Below are 19,775 nucleotides of genomic sequence, written 5' to 3'. Positions count from 1 at the left end.
AGTCACTGCGGCAGATAATTTGATGGTGTATGAGCAAACGCAGGAAGCGGACATTCAAATCAAAGTAGAAGATTACCTATATCTGGTAAATCGCATCGCGCACCACATTATGGCTCGAATGCCCTCCAGTGTTCAGGTTGACGACCTAACGCAGGCGGGCATGGTTGGCCTGCTTGAAGCGGCGCAAAAGTATGACCCCAGCAAAGGCGCCAGTTTTGAAACCTACGCAGGTATTCGTATTCGTGGGGCCATTGTAGATGAAATGCGTAAAGGTGACTGGGCTCCACGCTCAGTTCACCGTAATGCGCGCAGGGTAAGCGAAGCCATTGGAAGCCTAGAAGCCCGGCTCGGTCGAGATGCCCGCGATAGCGAAATAGCCGAGGAAATGGCGATATCGCTGGACGAATACCACGATATTTTACGCGATAGTACCTCAACCCGCTTGTTCAGTTTGGAAGAAACCTTTGAGGAAGATGAAGGGCGCTTGAGTAAGCCGAGGCAAAGCGAAGGGCTGGTGGGGCCAGCAGAAGGGGTGCACAAGCACGCGCTGCGCACCGCTTTAGCCGAGGCCATTCGCACATTGCCAGAGAGAGAGCAACTAGTGCTGTCGCTTTATTACGACCAAGAATTAAATTTGAAAGAAATAGGGCTAGTACTGGGGGTGTCGGAATCCCGTGTTAGTCAAATACACAGCCAGGCGGCTTTGCGCCTGCGTTCGAAACTCTCAGGATGGCGCAAATAGTTACGCGCACGGTAAAAACTGGCCGACTCGCAAACTGCGACTAGACTTAATCTGAGGTTCTAAAAAAAGTCCCGCACGAGTTCATATTGCATAGTGCTCGCCGGTGGCGGGACAGTCAGAAACCCTGACGGGAAACGGAGGATACATTGGATAAAAATATGAAAATCCTAATCGTTGACGATTTCTCAACGATGCGGCGCATCATAAAAAACCTGCTTCGGGATCTTGGGTTTACCAATACTCAAGAAGCCGACGACGGGTCAACGGCCTTGCCAATGTTGCGCAGCGGAGATTTCGATTTTCTGGTGACCGACTGGAACATGCCTGGTATGACAGGTATTGATCTGTTGAAGGAGGTGAGGGCCGATGAAAAGCTCGTCAGCCTTCCAGTGCTGATGGTTACGGCCGAAGCTAAACGGGACCAAATTATCGAAGCCGCTCAGGCTGGTGTAAATGGTTATGTTGTTAAGCCCTTCACCGCGCAAGTGCTTAAAGAAAAAATCGACAAAATATTCGAGCGCGTAGAAGGCTAAATTAGCTGATGGAAACCGCACACACTCACGATGAAGAGTTTATGGCGCAGTTGCAGGATTGCGCTACTCATCTGGTAGAAAAACTTCAAAGCGATAACTACAGCGAAGCCTCTGAGTTAATACACAGTCTGATGGAGGCTCGCGATCGCCATGTTTTTAATAGTGTGGGTCAGCTCACCCGAGCGCTACACGAAGCGATTGTTAATTTCCATGTCGATGCAGACCTCGACTCCGAACCACCGTCAGTAAATAACTCAGAAATTCGTGATGCCACCTCCCGTTTGCACTATGTCATCGACATGACACAAAAAGCAGCGGATAAAACCATGGATAAGGTGGAAGCCGTTGCGCCTATGGCGTTGAACTTGGGTATCGAGGCTACACGCTTGCGTGAAGAATGGCACAAGCTGAAGCGTGGTGAAGTTTCCAAGGAAGAATTTAAGAAGCTCTATAGTCGCATGGGTGAGTTTTTAGACCAGATGGATGACGGCACCCGTCAATTAAATAGCTCCCTGCAAGACATTATCTTAGAGCAGGGTTTTCAGGATCTCACCGGTCAGGTTTTACGAAAAGTGATAACCCTGGTAACCGACGTAGAAAACGAATTGGTTAACCTGATGCGCATTGCAGGCCAGGTGGAACAGGTGACCGGTTTGGCTGAAAGCACGGATAAAGAAAAAGTGAAAAATGTCGATAAAAGTTTGGCAGAAGGCCCACAAATTCATGCGGACAAACGTGCAGACGTTGTGTCTGGGCAGGACGAAGTCGATGACCTTCTTTCAAGTTTAGGTTTTTAGCGACGGAATTGGAAAGAGTAATGCCAAACGAGGCAGGCCGTCGACATAATAGGAGCATTTAATGGCATTTGGCGATGACGAAGACATTCTCCAGGATTTCCTCGTAGAAGCTGGCGAAATCATCGAACTGTTGTCTGAGCAATTGGTTGACCTCGAGCAGAGACCCGATGATAAGGATTTACTGAATGCCATTTTTCGTGGATTTCATACGGTAAAAGGCGGTGCCGGTTTTTTACAGCTCAACGCAATGGTAGATTGTTGTCACGTTACCGAAAATCTGTTTGATATTCTTCGTAATGGACAGCGCAATGTAACGCCGGAATTAATGGATGTGGTACTTCAAGCACTCGATGCTGTAAATGCGCAGTTTGCTCAGGTATCTGCTCGCGAAGATCCGGTACCGGCCGAGCCGGAGTTAATTCTCATGCTCGAACGTTTAGTCGCCGGTGAAGATATTGGAGCAGATGAAGTTGCCGAGATAGAAGAGTCTCCAGCGGCGTCAGCCCCAACGAAGGCTTCCGCTGCAGGTGGGGGAGCAGAAATCGATCTTAGCGATGATGAATTTGAAGGCTTTCTCGATGCGATAAGTGACGAATCTGAAGCGCCGCCGACAGTGCCGGCCGCACCCGCTCCAAGTGCTGCTTCGAATGAAATTACAGAAGATGAATTCGAAGCACTGCTAGACCAGCTACACGGTACGGGTAACGTGCCCAGTGCCGCACCAGCTTCCGTGCCGAAACCCGAGGTAGAATCAAAGGATTCAAAAAATTCAAATGAAATTTCGTCGGATGAATTTGAAGACCTACTAGACCAGTTACACGGTTCGGGTAAAGGGCCTACCTCCGGAGAAAAGAGTTCAGCAGGCGCTGTGGGCGCGCAATCTGACGTGATAACAGACGATGAATTCGAAAACCTATTGGATCAGCTACACGGTAAGGGCAAAGGCCCGATCGTTCATGAAGCACCGAAACCTGCCGCTACGGAAAAGCCAAAAGCGGCGCCGGCGATAAAAAAACTGGTTCCTACTCCTTCTTCTACACCTACGCAAACACCAGCACCTGTAGCTAAAGCCGAAAAAGAACCGCCTAAACCTGCGGCCAAAGGCCGGGAAGCGGCTGCTCAGACGGCGCCGGTGGCGGAAACCACCGTGCGTGTTGATACTCAACGTTTAGACGACATCATGAATATGGTGGGCGAACTGGTACTTGTGCGTAATCGGTTAGTTAGGTTGGGCGTGGAGTCAGCTGACGAAGCAATGCAAAAAGCTGTTGCGAACCTAGATGTTGTGACCGCAGACCTACAAACATCGGTGATGAAAACACGGATGCAGCCAATCAAAAAAGTGTTTGGCCGTTTTCCTCGCGTTGTTCGCGATCTCGCACGTAACCTGAAAAAAGAAATAAATCTTGAACTCGAGGGTGAAGATACCGACTTAGATAAAAACCTGGTAGAGGCCTTGGCTGATCCACTGGTTCACCTCGTTCGAAATTCTGTTGACCACGGTATAGAGCTGCCGGCTATTCGGGAGAGTAAAAACAAACCTCGCGTCGGTAAAGTAGTGCTTGCAGCCGAGCAGGAGGGTGACCATATTTTACTTTCCATCACCGACGATGGTGCTGGAATGGACCCCGACAAATTACGCGAGAAATCCGTAGAAAAAGGACTGTACGACACCGATGCGGCTGCACGTCTTAGCGATACAGAAGCGTTCAACCTGATTTTTGCACCGGGATTTTCCACCAAAAAAGAAATTTCGGACGTGTCCGGGCGTGGCGTTGGTATGGACGTGGTGAAAACCAAAATTACCCAGCTCAACGGCTCTATAGAAATTCAATCCAAGGTCGACGAAGGCACGGTTATTCGCATTAAAGTGCCGTTAACGCTCGCTATTATGCCGACACTGATGGTTATGATCGGTCAGCAAACGTTTGCTTTACCGTTGGTGAGTGTAAACGAAATATTTCATATGGATCTCACCAAAAGTAATATTGTTGACGGTCAAGAATGCATTACCATTCGCGAGAAAGCGGTTCCGATATTCCATTTAAAACGCTGGCTGGTGAAGAAAAATAGTACGTTCGAAGCTCCGAACGAAGGTCACGTTGTGATTGTTTCTGTTGGAACACAGCGCGTGGGCTTTGTCGTAGACCAGCTCATAGGACAGGAAGAAGTTGTGATAAAACCCTTAGGTAAGATGCTGCACGGCACGCCAGGAATGGCCGGGGCTACCATCACTGGCGATGGCACCATCGCTTTAATTCTGGATGTTCCCAGTATGCTCAAGCGCTATGCTAGTAATGTGTAGCCCTAACTAAAGGAGGCTTTGTGCCATACAAGGTTCTCATCGTAGACGATTCCAGTTTTTTTCAGCATAGGTTGAAAGAGATCATTAGTGAGAGCCCCGAACTCGAAGTGGTTGGGATAGCGGCCAATGGACAAGAAGCGATAGAAAAGGCCCAAAAACTCTTGCCCGATGTTATTTCGATGGATTACGAAATGCCGTATTTAGATGGCGTCTCGGCTGTTCGTGCCATTATGGCCGAGCGTCCAGTTCCCATCGTAATGTTTTCATCGCTAACCTATGAAGGCGCAAAAATTACGTTACAGGCGCTCGAAGCCGGCGCGGTAGATTTCATCCCAAAGAATTTTGCCGAAGTGTCCAGTAGTTCTAGCGCACTGAAGCGAAAACTACATGAAACACTCATTACTTTTGCTAGTAAGGCTAACCTGCAGCCGGTACGATCGACGGACGAACTAGCGGCCGAAGCTGGGCTTCGTTCACAGCGAGCCAAGCAGAAAACCTCGGAATTACGTGAGCGCATGGCCGAAAAGTCTGCCGCTCGTGCAGCATCTGCTCCGCCATCAGCACCGGTTAAAACCATTTTTCCTAGGCAAAATTTGAAGGGAAAAGTAAAGCTGGTTGTTATTGGTACTTCAACAGGCGGCCCGGTTGCATTGTCCGATATTGTTACTAACCTGCCCGTTGATTTCCCTGCCCCCATTTTAATTGTGCAGCATATGCCGGAAAACTTTACCCGTGCTTTCGCTGAGCGTCTCGATAGGTTGTGCGCGTTAAAAATTAAGGAAGCGGAAACCGGCGATAGATTAATCGCTGGCCAGGTGCTGATTGCGCCGGGTGGCAAACAAATGATTTTAGACCGTGGTGGCCAGAGAATAAAAATTATCGATGGCGACGATAGGGTGAACTATAAGCCCTGTGTGGATATAACCTTCGCCTCGCTTGCCAATAGCTTTAATGGAAAAGTACTTGCCATCATATTAACGGGCATGGGTGCAGATGGTTGCGATGGCACTCGCCTACTTAAGAGTAAGGGCGCATCGGTGTGGAGCCAGGATGAGCAGACCAGCGTGGTGTACGGTATGCCGCAAGCGGTTGCCAATGCTAAGTTATCGGATGATGTTTTACCGCTGCCACAATTCAGCGTTCGCCTGCAATCTGATTTGTAGCGAGAACTGCCATGGATATTCTCAGTATTATCGGTGTCATCCTCGGCTTTGCTGCATTGCTAGGGGGTAATTTTTTAGAAGGCGGAACGTGGGGCTCCCTCGCCAACGGTCCTGCGGCCGTCATCGTTATTGGTGGTACTTTTGGCGCCGCCATACTGCAAACGCCGCTTAACGGATTGCGACGCGCAATGGGGTTATTCAAGTGGATATTTCGGCCACCGAGACAAAAATTCCAACAGGGTATTAAGCGCGTTGTCGGTTGGGCCAAATCGGCACGCAAAGAAGGTTTGTTAGGGCTAGAAAATATTGCCGAACGAGAGAAAGATGCTTTCTCCAAAAAAGGTCTACAGCTTTTGGTCGATGGCAGCGAGCCAGACGTCATACGTCACGTGATGGAAACAGATCTAATCGTGGCTGAACAGCGCGATCATGATGCTGTTCAATTTTACGAGAGCATGGGTGGCTACGCGCCAACCATCGGTATTATTGGTGCGGTAATGGGGCTTATCCATGTGATGCAGCACCTAGCAGACCCGGCAGAGCTCGGTCCAGGAATCGCGGTGGCTTTTGTGGCGACTATCTATGGTGTGGCTTTTGCCAACCTGTTACTGCTTCCCATCGCGAATAAGCTTAAGGCCTGCATTAAAGAGCAGTCCCAATTTCGCGAGTTATTGATCGAAGGCATTATTGCCATTGCCGATGGTGAAAACCCACGTGCGATTGAGATGAAACTGAGCGGGTATCTCCACTGACAGTACCTCAGGAGGGGAGATAAATGTTAAAACGCCGAATTTCAATAGAAACCAAAATCAATCATGAGCGTTGGCTGGTTTCGTATAGCGATTTCATTACGCTACTGTTTGCTTTTTTTGTGGTGATGTATTCGGTATCTCAGGTTAACGAGAAAAAATACCGAGTGTTATCCGACACTTTACAATCGGCTTTCTCTCAAAGCCGTCAATCGCCGGTTGGTGAAGAAGACGCCGGGTTCGATACGTTAGCGCCATTAACCCAGGTAGAAACCGAGCTAACAGAGCTGTTACAGGGCTCACTAAAAGAGGGCGCGCTTTCGGTATGGGGAAATGAAGATTGGGTTGAGATAGAGCTGAATGCCAATGTACTGTTTAGCAGCGCAAGTGCTGACCCTAGCGCAGAGGCGATAGCCATATTTTCTCAGCTTGCCAATACACTTTCGCCGTTCGAGAACGCCATTGCGGTTAGCGGTCATACCGACAACATTCCAATTCGCAACGCAAATTTCGATAATAATTGGGCGCTTTCTTCAGCCAGAGCCGTAGCGGTGGTAAACCTTCTTGCCTTTGGGGGTGTAGACCCTACGCGATTGTCGGCAATAGGCTACGGTGAATATCAGCCGGTAGCGGATAACGCCACAGCCGAGGGTAGAGCGAGCAATCGCAGAGTTATTTTAAGGGTAGCGAGGAGCCAAGTGCTGGCGCCACGAGAAGATGCAGAGGAGCTTATGGCTGCTTCGGGAATGCCGAGTGAGGTAGATGCTACAGCAGAGCCGGAGTTGCCCACGCCGCCCGCTGAAGGGGATATAGCGCCGAACAATCAACAAGCCGATGATGTGGTGAAGCCGATTAAATTACCCAGTGGTGGTTTGTTGTTTACCAGCGACGCCAAGGGGAGGGGAACGCCGGAGTGAAAATGCTGTGGGCACGGGAATTGCTCTTACGATAAAGGGTGTGCTTAATGCCATAGAAGCGGCAATAAATTTCCGCAATGGTATTTGTACGAGTGTCAGCTTAAATGTGAGACAGTTATTCAGTGCAAGTCTGGACAGTTGCCAACCAAAAGGGTGGAGTCGGTAAAACCACCACTACTGTAGCCCTCGGCGGCTTAGCTGCTGAGTCGGGCAAACGCGTACTATTAATTGACCTTGACCCCCACGGTTCTCTATCCTGCTATTTTCGACAAAACCCGGATACCCTTACCGATTCGGCTTTTACTCTTTTTGATAATCGAAAAAATATCAGTCATAACCTCGTAGAAAAAATAATTATACCGACCCCGTTCGCTGGGTTAAGCCTACTACCGGCTTCAACGTTGCTGGCGACGCTTGAACGAAAAACCATTGGTGACGGTATGGGGCTAGTCATATCCAAAAGCTTGTCGGCCATCTTTAACGATTTTGACCTAGCCATAGTTGACTGCCCCCCGCAGCTAGGCGTTTTAATGGTAAATGCCATAGCCGCTTGCAGTCGCTTAATTATTCCGGTGCAGACGGAATTTTTAGCGATAAAAGGATTGGAAAGAATATTACACACGTTAAATATGATGAGCCGATCGCGGCAACAGCTACTGAAATATCACATTATCGGCACCATGTATGACCGAAGAACCCAAGCGAGCGTAACCAGTTTACGTACCATTCGTAACAATTTTGGTGATGATGTATGGTCAGGAAAAATTCCCGTAGATACCCGCTTGCGCGATGCGAGTAAAGCCGGAGTGCCGCCGCATTTATTCGACAACGGAACACGTGGTGTAGCGGCCTACAAATCGCTTTACCAGTTTTTAAACGATCAGAACATGCCGGAAATGGCGAGTATTGATGCTCACGGTGCCGTATGACCCGCAATAAACATAATGACCCATTACTCGATTATTTTTCTGATTTACTCACGGAATCAGATCTGGGTATTAAGTCCGATATCGCTCCCCTCCAGGCGCCGCCACATCCTGTTAAACAGGAAGAACCCCACGCAAACAACCAACAGCAGCTGTCAGCGGAGCATGCTCCTTCGTTAAAGCCTGCGCCTCAAAAGAAAAGTGTAATTGCCAAAACGGTTAGTTCAGAGCCCGATACAGACCTTGCCAAGCTTGAAGTGCTTAAGCGCACGCAATTACAGGCGCTGTTGTCGCAGCAGGTGACTACCGCTGCCCCAGAGCAGGCCCAGCCAAAGACAGAACAAAAGACAGAACAAAAAAAATCGGAGGTCACCGAGGAGGACAAAGCGGAAGCGCTACTGCGCGAAAAAATTGGCCAAACCGCGGTCGACGTTGTCGAGGAAAGTACGGTAGATCATGCCTTTGAACAGAGCATTAACTCGGTGTTGGAATGGGGCAAAGACGGTCGGCCTCAATGGGCGCAAGAGCGTTTTGATGTGCTGTTGTTTGATGTTTCCGGGTTAACCCTAGCCGTGCCGTTGGTAGCATTGGGGCAAATAGTCAAGATAGGCGAAGAGTTGACGCCCATCTTTGGTCAAACCGATTGGTTTATGGGGCTGTTGAACTCACCACAAGGGCAAATAAAAACGGTGAATACGGCATTGTTTGTTATGCCTGAAAAGTATTCGGATAGTTTTCTAGATTCGGCCAAATACGTTATCTCCATCGATGGTTTACCCTGGGGATTGGCCGTGGATGTTGTCAATCAACCGATTTCGATCAATCCTGATGAAGTTAAGTGGCGAACGTCACGTACTAGCCGCCCTTGGCTGGCAGGAACGGTTAAATCGGCCATGTGTGCGCTCATTGATATCCCGCAGATGGGCGCGATGCTAACCGCTTGCGATAAAGCTTAATAACGGTGCCCGCAATTAAAAAACTGATTGATTAGCTGGCATAGAAGCTGCAATTAACTATATTAAAAGGTAGATCTGACGCCGTGTGGTTGAATTTTGACACCTGCCCGGCGGAAAAATTAAGGAATACTATCTATGGCAGCGAATTCGAGTATTAATAAATCAAGTGAAGATCCTGTACTACAGTGGGTGACATTTAAACTGGCGGGTGAAACCTACGGTGTAAATGTTATGCAGGTGCAGGAAGTTCTGCGTTATACCGAGATCGCGCCAGTACCCGGTGCGCCAAGTTATGTTATTGGCATTATCAACCTTCGTGGCAATGTTGTTACCGTCATTGACACCCGCGAGCGCTTTGCGCTGCCGCCTGGAGAAGTAACGGACAATACACGTATTGTCATTATCGAGGCCGATGCCCATGTGGTGGGTATTCTGGTCGATAGCGTGGCAGAAGTGGTTTATCTGCGTCAGTCCGAAATTGAAACCGCGCCAAACGTCGGAAATGAAGAAAGTGCCAAGTTTATTCAAGGGGTTTGTCACAAAAACAACGAACTGCTTATTCTTATTGAACTCGACAAATTATTGACGGATGACGAGTGGGCAGAGATTGAAGGTGTATAAGTGTGGAATATCTGACTCTGTGGTTCACTGAAAATTTAATGGGCTCTGGCGTGCCTGTATTGTTTTTAATAGCCACTGTGGGTATTGCCCTTGCCTTACTGCTTATGCAAATTTTCGCTCAGCGTCGAATGATCGTACGCTTAGGTGACAATATTCAAGCGCTGGAGAAAAAAATATTTTTGATTAGTTCGGGCTCACTCGGGTTCGGTCAGCGCGTGCTAGCGCTGGAGAAAAAAATCCGCAGCCTACAGGACCAGCAACAGGATATCCGTCAGCAGGATTTGGAGTTTTCCTATTCTCAAGCTCAAAAACTGATAGAGCAGGGGCTGGATTCCCGCGCAGTGGCAGCCAGTAGTGGTCTGTCCGTTTCCGAAGTTGATCTTATGCAAATGCTATACGGCCGGGCTAGTCAGCACCATGTTGCGTAGCCGTCTGTACCTCTTTTTTGGGGTCGCCTTACTTCTTTCTGGCTGCTCTTTCTATAATAAAACGGCCTATATTGATGACGAAGGCCGATTGCCCGAATCATTTTTTAACGACCTTCATCGCAGTAAAACGTCGCAGAGCTGGGTGTTGTCCCAGTTAGGTGATCCTGAGAGTGTTCAGCAGGGGCCAGATTCGAAACAAATATTTAACTATCGATTAAGTCGTACAGACCACAAGCATGCTGATTTTTTGGTCGTAATGCGTATTGATGGTAAGCACAGCGAAGTAGAGTACCTGCATATTTTATTTGAGAAGCAATTGTTGAGAAAACATTGGCGCGACGACTACTCGCAAGCTCAAACCTCCCGCTACTTTGGCAATAGCCAAGCTCTCGTTTCAACAGCCGACCTCCATCAGGCTTATATTCAGGCCACACCGCAAACAGATGCGAGTGCAATTCTTCCTGCTGAGGACGCTGCCAAGGCGGTCGATAGTAAAAATGGTCCACAGTCTTCGCAAACAGCAACGCAAGCGCAAACTGAAGACGGGGAAAAATCCCTTTTACAGTATTTCAAGGTATGGCCGTGGAGTACGGATTCCGAAATCGAATAAATCGGCAGGCAAAGTGTTGAATTGGGCTAGGGCCCTTTGTTCCGCGAATTCACATGAATCACGGCTATTTAGGTGTTGTTATATAAATTGTTCATAAAAAATGCTGGACTCTTATTTTTTTTATGCTTGTTCATGCTAGATTTTTAGCTATCAAGAATATTTTAGTTTTGTTTGTCCGTTTGGTTGGCGTTAAAAGTTCTACTGTTGTTTAATGCGCGCGTTCTTATTAGGAGTATCTAAAGTTTTTTTGGAGCCTCACAGAACCCATCAAAATTTAACTTGGCCTCTGCTGTTTTACACAAAGCGCCAATATTAAAGGTGTTTTCATGAACTTCTCTCTGAAGTTAAAAATATTGCTCAGCGTAACAGTTACCTGTGTGTTTGCGGTTATCGTTAGCACCTTTGTTAGTGTCCGTTCCGGTATCGAAACGCTTGAGTCGGCCATTCTTGAAGATACTCAAACGCTTGCACAAGTGCTTGGACATGCGAGTGAGGGCGCGATTAGTTTTGAAGATGTTACGACGGTGGAGGCATCGCTTGCAGCGTTAAAGGTAAGCCCGCGAGTATTTGCCGCAAGGGTGTATGTCGACGACAAACCATTTGCTTCCTACATTCTAAACGAAAGTCAAAGCCGCTTGCCGTCCTCTCCTAACCCTGTAGGCATAGAAACTGTTGATGGGGGGGTGGTGATGACTGAAGAAATACTCTCCCAGGGAAATCGTATTGGTTTAATTTCCATGCACATTGATTTTGCCGAGGTTGAAGAAACGATTGACAGCATGGTAATTGATGCCATTTGGGTAGTGTTACTGGTTAGCTTGGTTTCTGCGGGTATCGCCTACATGGTTCAAGCGGGCATCGTTAAACCGGTTAACCGTATTGTTTTAGCCCTACGCGATATATCTGAAGGCGAGGGCGATCTAACACGAAGGCTACCCGAAGATGGGCGCGATGAAGTTTCTGAATTAGCCCGATGCTTCAACTCCTTTATTGAACAGTTGCAATCCATTATTGGCAACGTTGTAACCATAGCCGGTTCTGTTGACAAAGAGTCATCCCGTTTGGTGAGTATGTCTCAAGAAAATGAGTGTGCTAGTCGAGCACAGCAAACGGACATTCAGCAGGTTGTGGAGTCGGTAAACGAGATGTCCAGCGCTATTCAGGACGTTACTCGCAGTGTAAACGAGGCTGCTGTAAGTGCCTCCGAGGCAGATTCGGCCGCTGAAAGTGGCAAAGGTATTGTTGATGGCACCAAGCAGCAAATTCAAAACCTTTCTCACGACATTAAAAGTTCTTCACAGGTGATAGAGACCTTACAGCAAGAAACCGTCGGTATTGGTTCGGTGCTGGATGTTATTCGTGGAATTGCCGAGCAAACCAATCTACTTGCGCTAAACGCGGCAATTGAAGCTGCACGCGCCGGTGAACAGGGGCGTGGGTTTGCCGTAGTGGCAGATGAAGTACGCACACTGGCATCCAAAACGCAAAGCTCTACCACCGAAATTCAGGAAATGATTGAGCGCTTGCAGGCTGGCGCGCACAAGGCTGTGGAAATGATGAGCGCCGGAACAGAAGCGGCGGATCGCACAGTTGAAAAAGCCGGGCAGGCGTCTGAGGCGCTGGACAATATTACCAATATTGTAAGCAGCATACGTGATAGAACAAATCAAATTGCCGCAACTACAGAGCAGCAAAGCGCTGCGGCCATGCAAATAGATCAAAATGTTAACAGTGTATCGAGCGTTGCTGCTCGTACCGCTGAAAGTTCCAGCAGTATGTCTGCTAATAGCGCCGCCGTTTCCAGCAGTGCCGCAGAAATGATGGAACTTGTAGGACGATTTCGAATTTAATTAATATATGTTGAGGTACTCAAATGAAACAACACCCTAAGTCTTTACGCGCATTCTTATGTTTGGCGTCGGTGCTAGTTGCTGCAGTCATTTCGAATAGCAGCATGGCCTGCGAAGAGCCCGCAAAACCAAGCGATTTTCCCGACCCTGCAAATGCTGTTTCTGCGCAAATGGTAAAAGCCAAAAACGAAGTAACCGCATATGTGAACGCGATGCAAAAATATGTATCCTGCAGTAACTACAATACGGCTAAACAGCGCAATGTGATAAAAGACCTAGAGACCTACGCCGAAAGTTTTAATCAGGTCATCCGTGAATATAAAGAACTCAAGAAGAGTTAATGGAATTAGAGTTAATGGAATTAGAGTTAATGGAATTAGAGTTAATGGAATTAGAGTTAATGGAATTAGAGGTGGCCTAAAATCAACCCCAGATTTGCTTGCGCCGATCCGGGGTTGAATTTATAGAGGTCTTATCATTCTATTTCGGTTGCGCATCAAATTGCTGACCTGAAATACCTTCGCTGTCCTTCCCCATTAAAAACAAATACCGGTTAATAATGTCTTCAGGTGCTTTCAGCGTTGAAGGGTCTTCTGCTGGGTAAGCCGTGGCGCGCATGCGCGTGCGGGTTGCACCAGGGTTGATAGAGTTAACGCGTATATTGTCTTTGCCGTCGAATTCGTCGGCCAGTGTTTGCATAAGGTTTTCGACCGCGCCTTTGGAGACCGCATAAGCGCCCCAATAAGCCCGCCCATGCAGGCCAACGCCAGAACCGGTAAAAATAATACTCGCACTACTCGATTTTAGCAGTAGGGGAGTAAGCGCTTTAGTGAGCACAAACGGCGCGGTAACGTTTACCTGCAGTATTTTTTGCCATTGCTCCAAAGGGTAATTGGAAATGGGCGTTCTTGGGCCCAGTTCGCTGGCATTGTGCAGAAGGCCATCGATTTGGCCGAATTCATCCCCGAGCACATTGGCCACTTCAATAATATCTTGTTCAGCAGCACCCTCGAAGTTAATGGGTATGATCGCAGGCATGGGGTGGCCCGCCACTTCAATTTCATCGTAAACCGCTTCCAGTTTGGCCAGGGTTCTACCCATAAGCACAACGGTTGCCCCGGCGGCCGCGAATGCGAGTGAGGCGGCTTTGCCAATACCGTCGCCGGCACCGGTAACCACAATAATTTTATCGCGTAATAAATCGGCGGGTGGCTGGTACTCCACCAGCTTTTTAGCGTTTGTCATGCATTTTTCCTTGCTGGAACGAGCTACAAGTATGTTTTAAGGATAGGCCAAATCTCTTTGGCCTTGTTCACAGAATGGCTAGCATTCCAGCTTTCGTGATGATCATTGTCATTTATATAGCCATAACCAACCGCGATGGTTGGCATGCCAGCATTGATACCACACTGAATATCCCGCAGATGGTCGCCAATATAGAGGGCATCCTCCGGGCAGCAGTTGGCTTGCTGGCAAGCGAGCAGCAGTGATTCTGGCGCGGGTTTTCGTTCTCCGACATGCTCCGGGCATATAACCGCAATGGGGTCACTGGCAAAACGAAAAGCCGCCATGAGGGGTTCGGTATAGGCCCATGGCTTATTGGTTACAACTCCCCAGCTAATACCCGCCTGTGACAGTTGTTGGAGTAGTGCTTCTATACCGGCAAAGGGCTTGGTGCTGGCGGCCAAATCCTGCAAGTAGAAGCTCAGCAGTGATGAGCGTAGCCTGTCAAAGCCGGGCTCATCCGGTTGCAGTTTGAAGGCGAGCTTGAGCATGGCGTTGGCGCCGTCAGATACCACCTTACGGATGGCGTGATACTTAAGTGGCGCTCTACCTTCGGCCGTCAGCAACTTATTTAGCGCATGGGCTAAATCGGGTGCGGTGTCTAGAAGTGTGCCATCTAGGTCAAAAAATACAGCTTTTAAGGTCATGGCTTGCGGGCATGCACTAAGTAATTCACATCAACATCATCGGGGTTAAGACGATATTTTTTGGTGATAGGGTTGTAGGTAATACCGCACATATCGTTTACCACCAGCCCGGCATCACGTACCCAATCACATAATTCCGAGGGGCGAATAAATTTGCTGTATTCATGGGTACCCTTAGGTAATAGTTTCAGTAGGTATTCTGCACCTAAAATCGCAAAACCGTAGGCCTTAGGGTTGCGGTTAATGGTCGAGAAAAAAATATCGCCACCACTTTTTGCAAGTGCTGCGCAGGCTTTAATAGTGCTGGCTGGGTCTGGCACATGCTCAAGCATTTCTAAGCAGGTGATAATATCAAATGCACCGGCTTGGGTTTCGGCAACGGCTTCGGCCGTGGATTGTATATAGTTTACGGAAGCGCCAGATTCTAATGCATGCAGTTTTGCCACTTCGAGGGGTGCCTGGCCCATGTCTATACCGGTAACCTCGGCGCCGCGTTGGTACAGTGCTTCGCACAAAATTCCACCGCCACAGCCAATATCCACGACTTTTTTTTCTGCAACCTTTGCGCGTTCATCAATGTAGTTGGCTCGCAGAGGGTTAATGTCATGCAGCGGTTTGAACTCGCCATTCATGTCCCACCAGCGGCTTGCCATTCTTTCGAATTTGGCAATTTCGGATGGGTCTACGTTTTGGTGCGCGGTATTTACGGTCATGCGGTTTGTCCACGGGAAGTCTGAATAGTGTTTTGCCATTTAAGTGCTACGTTTTTTATTTCTTCAGGCCCAATTTTTGTGGCGAGGGTAAAGTTGTTCAATAATTGCTCTCCGGCAACCCAAACATTGGATACCCGACTGCCGGAGCCGGTGTAAACCAGTTGACTGAGCGGGTGATAGAGCGGCAGTGCAGGTAACGATGAAAAGTCGATAGCAATAATATCGGCCTGCTTGCCCACTTCAAGGGAGCCTGTCCTGTGCTCAATACCCATGGCTTTGGCACCGTTTATAGTGGCCATCTCCAGCGCTGTTTGGGCATCTACAGCCCCTGGGTCACCCGCGGCATGCTTGCCCAGCAGCGCAGCGGTTTGCAGCTCGGCAAACATATCCAGGTCGTTATTGCTGGCCGCACCGTCGGTGCCCAACGCAACATTTATACCTTCCGCCAGTAATCGTGCGCTAGGGCAGGTGCCGCTGGCAAGTTTCATGTTGGATTGTGGGCAGTGAATAACGTGCGCACCGTTTGTTTTTAGTATATCTAAATCGGTTTTGTCTAGCTGGGTCATGTGCACGCACTGGGTCAGCGGTGAAATAAGCCCGAGTTCGTTTAACCGCTCTAGGGGTCTTTTCTTCGAGTTTTCTAAGCAAGCCGAAATTTCTGAAGCATTTTCGTGCAGATGTATTTGCACCGGTGCCTGCAACTCTTCGGCGTAAGTGGCAATGCGGCGCAGGGCTGCATCGGATACCGTATAAGGTGCATGTGGCCCAAAGCCAATCTCCACACGTGGGTGTGAGCGGTATTTATCCCGCAACTGCAAGCCTTTATGGATAGCGTCGTCGGCATCACGCGACCAATTATTGGCGAAGTCGAGTACCGGAAAAGTAATTTGACAGCGCATGCCGGTATCGCGGGCGATTCTTGCGGCTGTTTCGGGGAAAAAGTACATATCGGAAAAGCAGGTTGTACCCGAGAGCAGCATTTCTGCAATGGCGAGTCGAGTACCGTCCGCGACAAAATCTTCATTTACCCAGCGTGTCTCCGCTGGCCAGATGTGCTGCTTTAGCCAAGTATCGAGTGGCAAGTCATCCGCATAACCGCGCAATAAGCTCATGGCTGCGTGACCGTGGCAGTTAATCAGCCCAGGCATTAGCAATTGTTCTCCCAGGTCAATGTGCTTTTCTACGGCATATTGTTCGTTCACATTGTCCGTGGGTGTAATGCCGAGAATAGTGTCGTCTTTAATAAGCAGGCTGCAGTTGTGAAAAACTCGGCCTTTGGGTACAACGGGGACGATCCAGGATGCATTGAGGGAGAGGTCTGCTGAGGGCTTGCTGGTCATAATATGTGCGAACTGCCTATCGTTTGTTGCTTGAACAGGAGTTTCTGTTCGGTTAGCCCCCGGTTATTGCGAGGACTTTGGTAGCCAGAAGTCGTGTAATTTCCGGTGTTTAGTGTTGAAAAGTCTCGTAATGAATTGCGCTTAGTTATGCGCGCCTTAGCACAGCGCTGGCGCCGGGAGCATAACAGTACGCGCTCGACCCCAGTAATATTTGGCGATAATGCCCTGTAATCTAAGGTAATTCACTCTAATTCCCCATAACGTATACCCATAAAAGCTGTTACAGCGCACACAGAATACCGGTGGATTAATTGGACACGGCGGGGGGCTGCCAGTATACCCGCAAAATTATGGTCTGTGACGACGGCTGGGTGTGCTTATCATATTGATTTTATGGTAGTATTCGCCGTTTATTTGAGCGTAGTTTCCTCTCTACGGGGCAACCAACAACAATAAGGCAATTCCCGCTTAGCGGGTGAGACATACATGGGCGATATTGCAAAAGAAATCCTTCCCGTAAGCATCGAAGACGAACTCAAGCAATCCTACCTCGACTACGCAATGAGCGTAATTGTTGGGCGGGCTTTGCCAGATGTCCGCGATGGTCTTAAACCGGTACACCGTCGAGTACTATTCGCGATGAGCGAACTCAACAACGACTGGAACAAACCCTATAAAAAGTCTGCACGTGTAGTGGGCGACGTAATCGGTAAGTATCACCCCCACGGTGATTCTGCGGTATACGACACCATTGTACGTATGGCTCAGCCGTTTTCGCTGCGTTATACGCTGGTAGATGGTCAGGGTAACTTCGGCTCCGTTGACGGTGATAGCGCTGCAGCCATGCGATACACCGAAATTCGCATGAAGAAGATTGCACACGATCTGCTTGCGGACCTGGATAAAGAAACGGTCGATTTCGTACCCAACTACGATGGTACCGAACACATTCCGGCGGTTATGCCTACGCGAGTACCTAATCTGTTGGTTAACGGCTCCTCGGGTATTGCCGTGGGTATGGCCACCAATATCCCACCGCATAATTTGCGAGAGGTTGTATCGGGGTGTCTTGGCCTAATTGATAACCCCGATTTAACCATCGATGAATTGATGGAATATATCCCCGGGCCAGATTTCCCAACGGGGGGTATTATTAATGGTAGGGCCGGTATTCTTCAGGCGTATCGAACCGGGCGTGGGCGCATTTATGTGCGCGCTAAGGCCGATGTCGAAACCGACGCAAAAACTGGCCGCGACACCATCATCATCAACGAAATACCTTATCAGGTTAACAAAGCCCGGCTTATCGAAAAAATTGCCGAGCTGGTAAAAGATAAGAAGCTAGAAGGTATTTCTGAAATACGCGACGAGTCCGACAAAGACGGTTTGCGCGTAGTGATTGAAATTAAACGCGGCGAAATGGGCGATGTTGTGTTGAACAACCTGTTCGCTCAAACCCAGTTGCAAAGTGTATTCGGCATCAACGTTGTAGCGCTGGTTAACGATCAGCCTCGGGTGCTTAACCTCAAGGAAATGCTTGAATACTTTGTCAAGCATCGCCGCGAAGTGGTTACACGTCGTACCGTATACCTGCTGCGTAAAGCGCGTGAGCGTGGTCATGTGCTAGAAGGTTTAGCCGTTGCTATTGCTAACATTGACGAAGTTATTACCTTAATCAAGGCCTCTTCAAGCCCTGCCGAAGCGCGAGAAGCGTTGCTGGCGCGAGGCTGGCCGACCGGTGCCATTAGCCAGTTTTTGGAGCGCGCAGGAGAAGACGCCTGTAAGCCCGACGACTTAGGTGAAGAATATGGGAAGCGTGGAGAGGGGGAATACTACCTTTCGCCTCGCCAAGTAAAAGCCATTCTAGATCTCCAACTGCATCGTCTTACCGGTATGGAGCACGATAAGCTACTGGCCGAATACGAAGAAAAGCTTTTACTTATTACCGGATACCTCGAAATTCTTGGCAACCCGCTTCGCTTGATGGAAGTTATCCGCGAAGAGCTGGAAGCCATTAAAGAGGAATACGGCGATGAACGTCGTACTGAAATTCAGCACTCCCAGCTAGACCTCACCGTTGAAGACCTGATTACAGAAGAAGATCGCGTAGTTACCATCTCCCACGGTGGCTATGCTAAAACCCAACCGTTGGACGCCTACCAAGCACAGCGTAGAGGCGGTATGGGTAAGGCAGCAACATCGGTAAAAGATGAAGATTTTGTTGAGCATATGCTCATTGCCAGTACTCACGCTTACCTGTTGTGCTTCACTAATGCCGGTAAAGTATTTTGGTTGAAAGTATTCCAAATTCCCGTTGCCGGGCGTCAATCCCGTGGTCGGCCTATGGTGAATTTGTTGCCGCTTGATGAAGGTGAACGTATTACCTCAATTTTGCCGGTACGCGAGTTCGATGATGACCAATTTATTGTAATGGCAACCTCCAACGGAACCGTAAAGAAAACACCATTGTCTCAGTTCGCTCGCCCTCGCTCCGTTGGCTTGCGTGCAATTGATCTGGTAGAAGGTGACCACCTAGTGGGTACAGCTATTACCGATGGTCAAAAAGACATTATGCTGCTTAGTTCCAGTGGTAAAGGCGTTCGTTTTGCCGAGGCTCAGGTTCGTTCAATGGGTCGTGTTTCTCGGGGTGTACGCGGTATTCGCATGTCGGAAGAGCACCATGTAATCGCCATGCTTATTCCTGCTGAAGACGGTAAAGTACTCACCGTTAGCGCCCATGGTTACGGCAAACGCACCAATGTTGCCGACTTCCCAACCAAGGGGCGTGGTGCGCAAGGTGTAATTGCTATGCAAACCAGTGATCGCAATGGCGAATTGGTGGGGGCAACGCAAATTTTTGACGGCGATGAAATCATGTTGATTTCGGATCAGGGAACACTGGTACGAACCCGCGGCGATGAAATATCGGTACTCGGACGAAACACCCAAGGCGTTCGCTTAATTCGAGTGAAAGAGGGTGAGCATATCGTCGGAGTTGCGCGTATCGCCGAGCAGCTGGATGATGTCGTCGCAGACGACGACTCCGAAGCTGGCGACGAAGGCGAATAGTCCAACAACCCAAGGCGCAATGTGCGCCCTGAGTTGATTGCACATTGCCAGCGTCACAAGCTAAAACAGCTTATGGTGTATGGGTTAACCGGGTTAATAGCTAACAAAATGAGTGACGAGTGAGT

At 48.8% G+C, this 19,775-nt stretch carries 19 protein-coding genes; 15 read left to right on the top strand and 4 right to left on the bottom strand.

What is annotated here, in order from left to right:
• Nucleotides 1–22 precede the first annotated feature (22 nt).
• The 14 genes from H5336_RS02805 to H5336_RS02740 all read left to right on the top strand — a co-directional run bounded on the left by H5336_RS02805 (nt 23) and on the right by H5336_RS02740 (nt 12,938).
• Entirely contained in the window at nt 23–742 is a 720-nt protein-coding gene (locus H5336_RS02805) for an RNA polymerase sigma factor FliA (protein WP_313557690.1), read from the top strand.
• A 146-nt stretch (nt 743–888) separates the two neighbouring features.
• Nucleotides 889–1,275, top strand: a complete 387-nt coding sequence (cheY, locus tag H5336_RS02800) for a chemotaxis response regulator CheY (protein WP_185231217.1) — start codon at nt 889–891, stop codon at nt 1,273–1,275.
• An 8-nt stretch (nt 1,276–1,283) separates the two neighbouring features.
• On the top strand, nt 1,284–2,072 hold the full coding sequence (locus H5336_RS02795; RefSeq protein ID WP_185231215.1) for a protein phosphatase CheZ: 789 nt from the start codon (nt 1,284–1,286) through the stop codon (nt 2,070–2,072).
• A 61-nt stretch (nt 2,073–2,133) separates the two neighbouring features.
• Nucleotides 2,134–4,377 carry a chemotaxis protein CheA gene (locus H5336_RS02790; RefSeq protein WP_185231213.1) on the top strand — a complete coding sequence of 748 codons (2,244 nt, stop codon included), beginning with the start codon at nt 2,134–2,136 and terminating at the stop codon, nt 4,375–4,377.
• A 20-nt stretch (nt 4,378–4,397) separates the two neighbouring features.
• Nucleotides 4,398–5,540 (top strand): protein-glutamate methylesterase/protein-glutamine glutaminase, encoded by a 1,143-nt coding sequence (locus tag H5336_RS02785; protein ID WP_185231211.1) that lies wholly within the window; start codon nt 4,398–4,400, stop codon nt 5,538–5,540.
• Nucleotides 5,541–5,551: 11 nt separating this feature from the next.
• Entirely contained in the window at nt 5,552–6,292 is a 741-nt protein-coding gene (locus tag H5336_RS02780; protein ID WP_185231209.1) for a flagellar motor protein, read from the top strand.
• A 23-nt stretch (nt 6,293–6,315) separates the two neighbouring features.
• Nucleotides 6,316–7,206 (top strand): flagellar motor protein MotB, encoded by an 891-nt coding sequence (locus H5336_RS23325; protein ID WP_185231207.1) that lies wholly within the window; start codon nt 6,316–6,318, stop codon nt 7,204–7,206.
• Nucleotides 7,207–7,328: 122 nt separating this feature from the next.
• Nucleotides 7,329–8,135 carry a ParA family protein gene (locus H5336_RS02770; RefSeq protein WP_185231206.1) on the top strand — a complete coding sequence of 269 codons (807 nt, stop codon included), beginning with the start codon at nt 7,329–7,331 and terminating at the stop codon, nt 8,133–8,135.
• Nucleotides 8,132–9,088 carry a chemotaxis protein CheW gene (locus H5336_RS02765; protein ID WP_185231205.1) on the top strand — a complete coding sequence of 319 codons (957 nt, stop codon included), beginning with the start codon at nt 8,132–8,134 and terminating at the stop codon, nt 9,086–9,088. Before H5336_RS02770 ends, H5336_RS02765 begins: the two co-directional genes overlap by 4 nt.
• 135 nt (nt 9,089–9,223) lie before the next feature.
• On the top strand, nt 9,224–9,709 hold the full coding sequence (locus H5336_RS02760) for a chemotaxis protein CheW (RefSeq protein ID WP_185231204.1): 486 nt from the start codon (nt 9,224–9,226) through the stop codon (nt 9,707–9,709).
• Nucleotides 9,710–9,711: 2 nt separating this feature from the next.
• Complete coding sequence (locus H5336_RS02755) at nt 9,712–10,137, top strand: DUF2802 domain-containing protein (protein ID WP_185231203.1); 426 nt, start codon at nt 9,712–9,714, stop codon at nt 10,135–10,137.
• On the top strand, nt 10,127–10,747 hold the full coding sequence (locus H5336_RS02750; protein WP_185231202.1) for a hypothetical protein: 621 nt from the start codon (nt 10,127–10,129) through the stop codon (nt 10,745–10,747). The genes H5336_RS02755 and H5336_RS02750 overlap by 11 nt, the downstream gene beginning before the upstream one ends.
• 326 nt (nt 10,748–11,073) lie before the next feature.
• Nucleotides 11,074–12,597, top strand: coding sequence for a methyl-accepting chemotaxis protein (locus H5336_RS02745; RefSeq protein WP_185231201.1), 1,524 nt, complete (start codon nt 11,074–11,076; stop codon nt 12,595–12,597).
• A 23-nt stretch (nt 12,598–12,620) separates the two neighbouring features.
• Entirely contained in the window at nt 12,621–12,938 is a 318-nt protein-coding gene (locus tag H5336_RS02740) for a hypothetical protein (RefSeq protein ID WP_246439006.1), read from the top strand.
• A gap of 139 nt (nt 12,939–13,077) precedes the next feature.
• Here the strand turns inward: H5336_RS02740 and H5336_RS02735 are convergent, their stop codons facing one another.
• Genes H5336_RS02735 through H5336_RS02720 form a run of 4 tightly spaced genes read right to left on the bottom strand, consistent with a single transcriptional unit; the run spans nt 13,078 to nt 16,581 of the window.
• Nucleotides 13,078–13,842: a YciK family oxidoreductase gene (locus H5336_RS02735; protein WP_185231200.1), complete on the bottom strand. Its 765-nt coding sequence runs from the start codon at nt 13,840–13,842 to the stop codon at nt 13,078–13,080.
• A 23-nt stretch (nt 13,843–13,865) separates the two neighbouring features.
• Entirely contained in the window at nt 13,866–14,528 is a 663-nt protein-coding gene (locus H5336_RS02730) for an HAD family hydrolase (RefSeq protein ID WP_185231199.1), read from the bottom strand.
• Entirely contained in the window at nt 14,525–15,280 is a 756-nt protein-coding gene (ubiG, locus tag H5336_RS02725; RefSeq protein WP_376766512.1) for a bifunctional 2-polyprenyl-6-hydroxyphenol methylase/3-demethylubiquinol 3-O-methyltransferase UbiG, read from the bottom strand. Before ubiG ends, H5336_RS02730 begins: the two co-directional genes overlap by 4 nt.
• The gene (locus tag H5336_RS02720; protein WP_185231197.1) at nt 15,238–16,581 is read right to left on the bottom strand and encodes a TRZ/ATZ family hydrolase; all 1,344 of its coding nucleotides are present in this window, start codon (nt 16,579–16,581) and stop codon (nt 15,238–15,240) included. The genes ubiG and H5336_RS02720 overlap by 43 nt, the downstream gene beginning before the upstream one ends.
• A gap of 486 nt (nt 16,582–17,067) precedes the next feature.
• Here H5336_RS02720 and gyrA point away from each other — a divergent pair, with 486 nt between their 5' ends.
• Nucleotides 17,068–19,650 carry a DNA gyrase subunit A gene (gyrA, locus tag H5336_RS02715; protein WP_185231195.1) on the top strand — a complete coding sequence of 861 codons (2,583 nt, stop codon included), beginning with the start codon at nt 17,068–17,070 and terminating at the stop codon, nt 19,648–19,650.
• Nucleotides 19,651–19,775: the final 125 nt, after the last annotated feature.

The organism is Teredinibacter franksiae, from assembly GCF_014218805.1.
In the GTDB taxonomy this organism is placed as follows: Bacteria; Pseudomonadota; Gammaproteobacteria; order Pseudomonadales; family Cellvibrionaceae; genus Teredinibacter; species Teredinibacter franksiae.
Note: the sequence above shows the minus strand (reverse complement) of the source record. Positions and strands in the feature narration are given on the sequence as shown.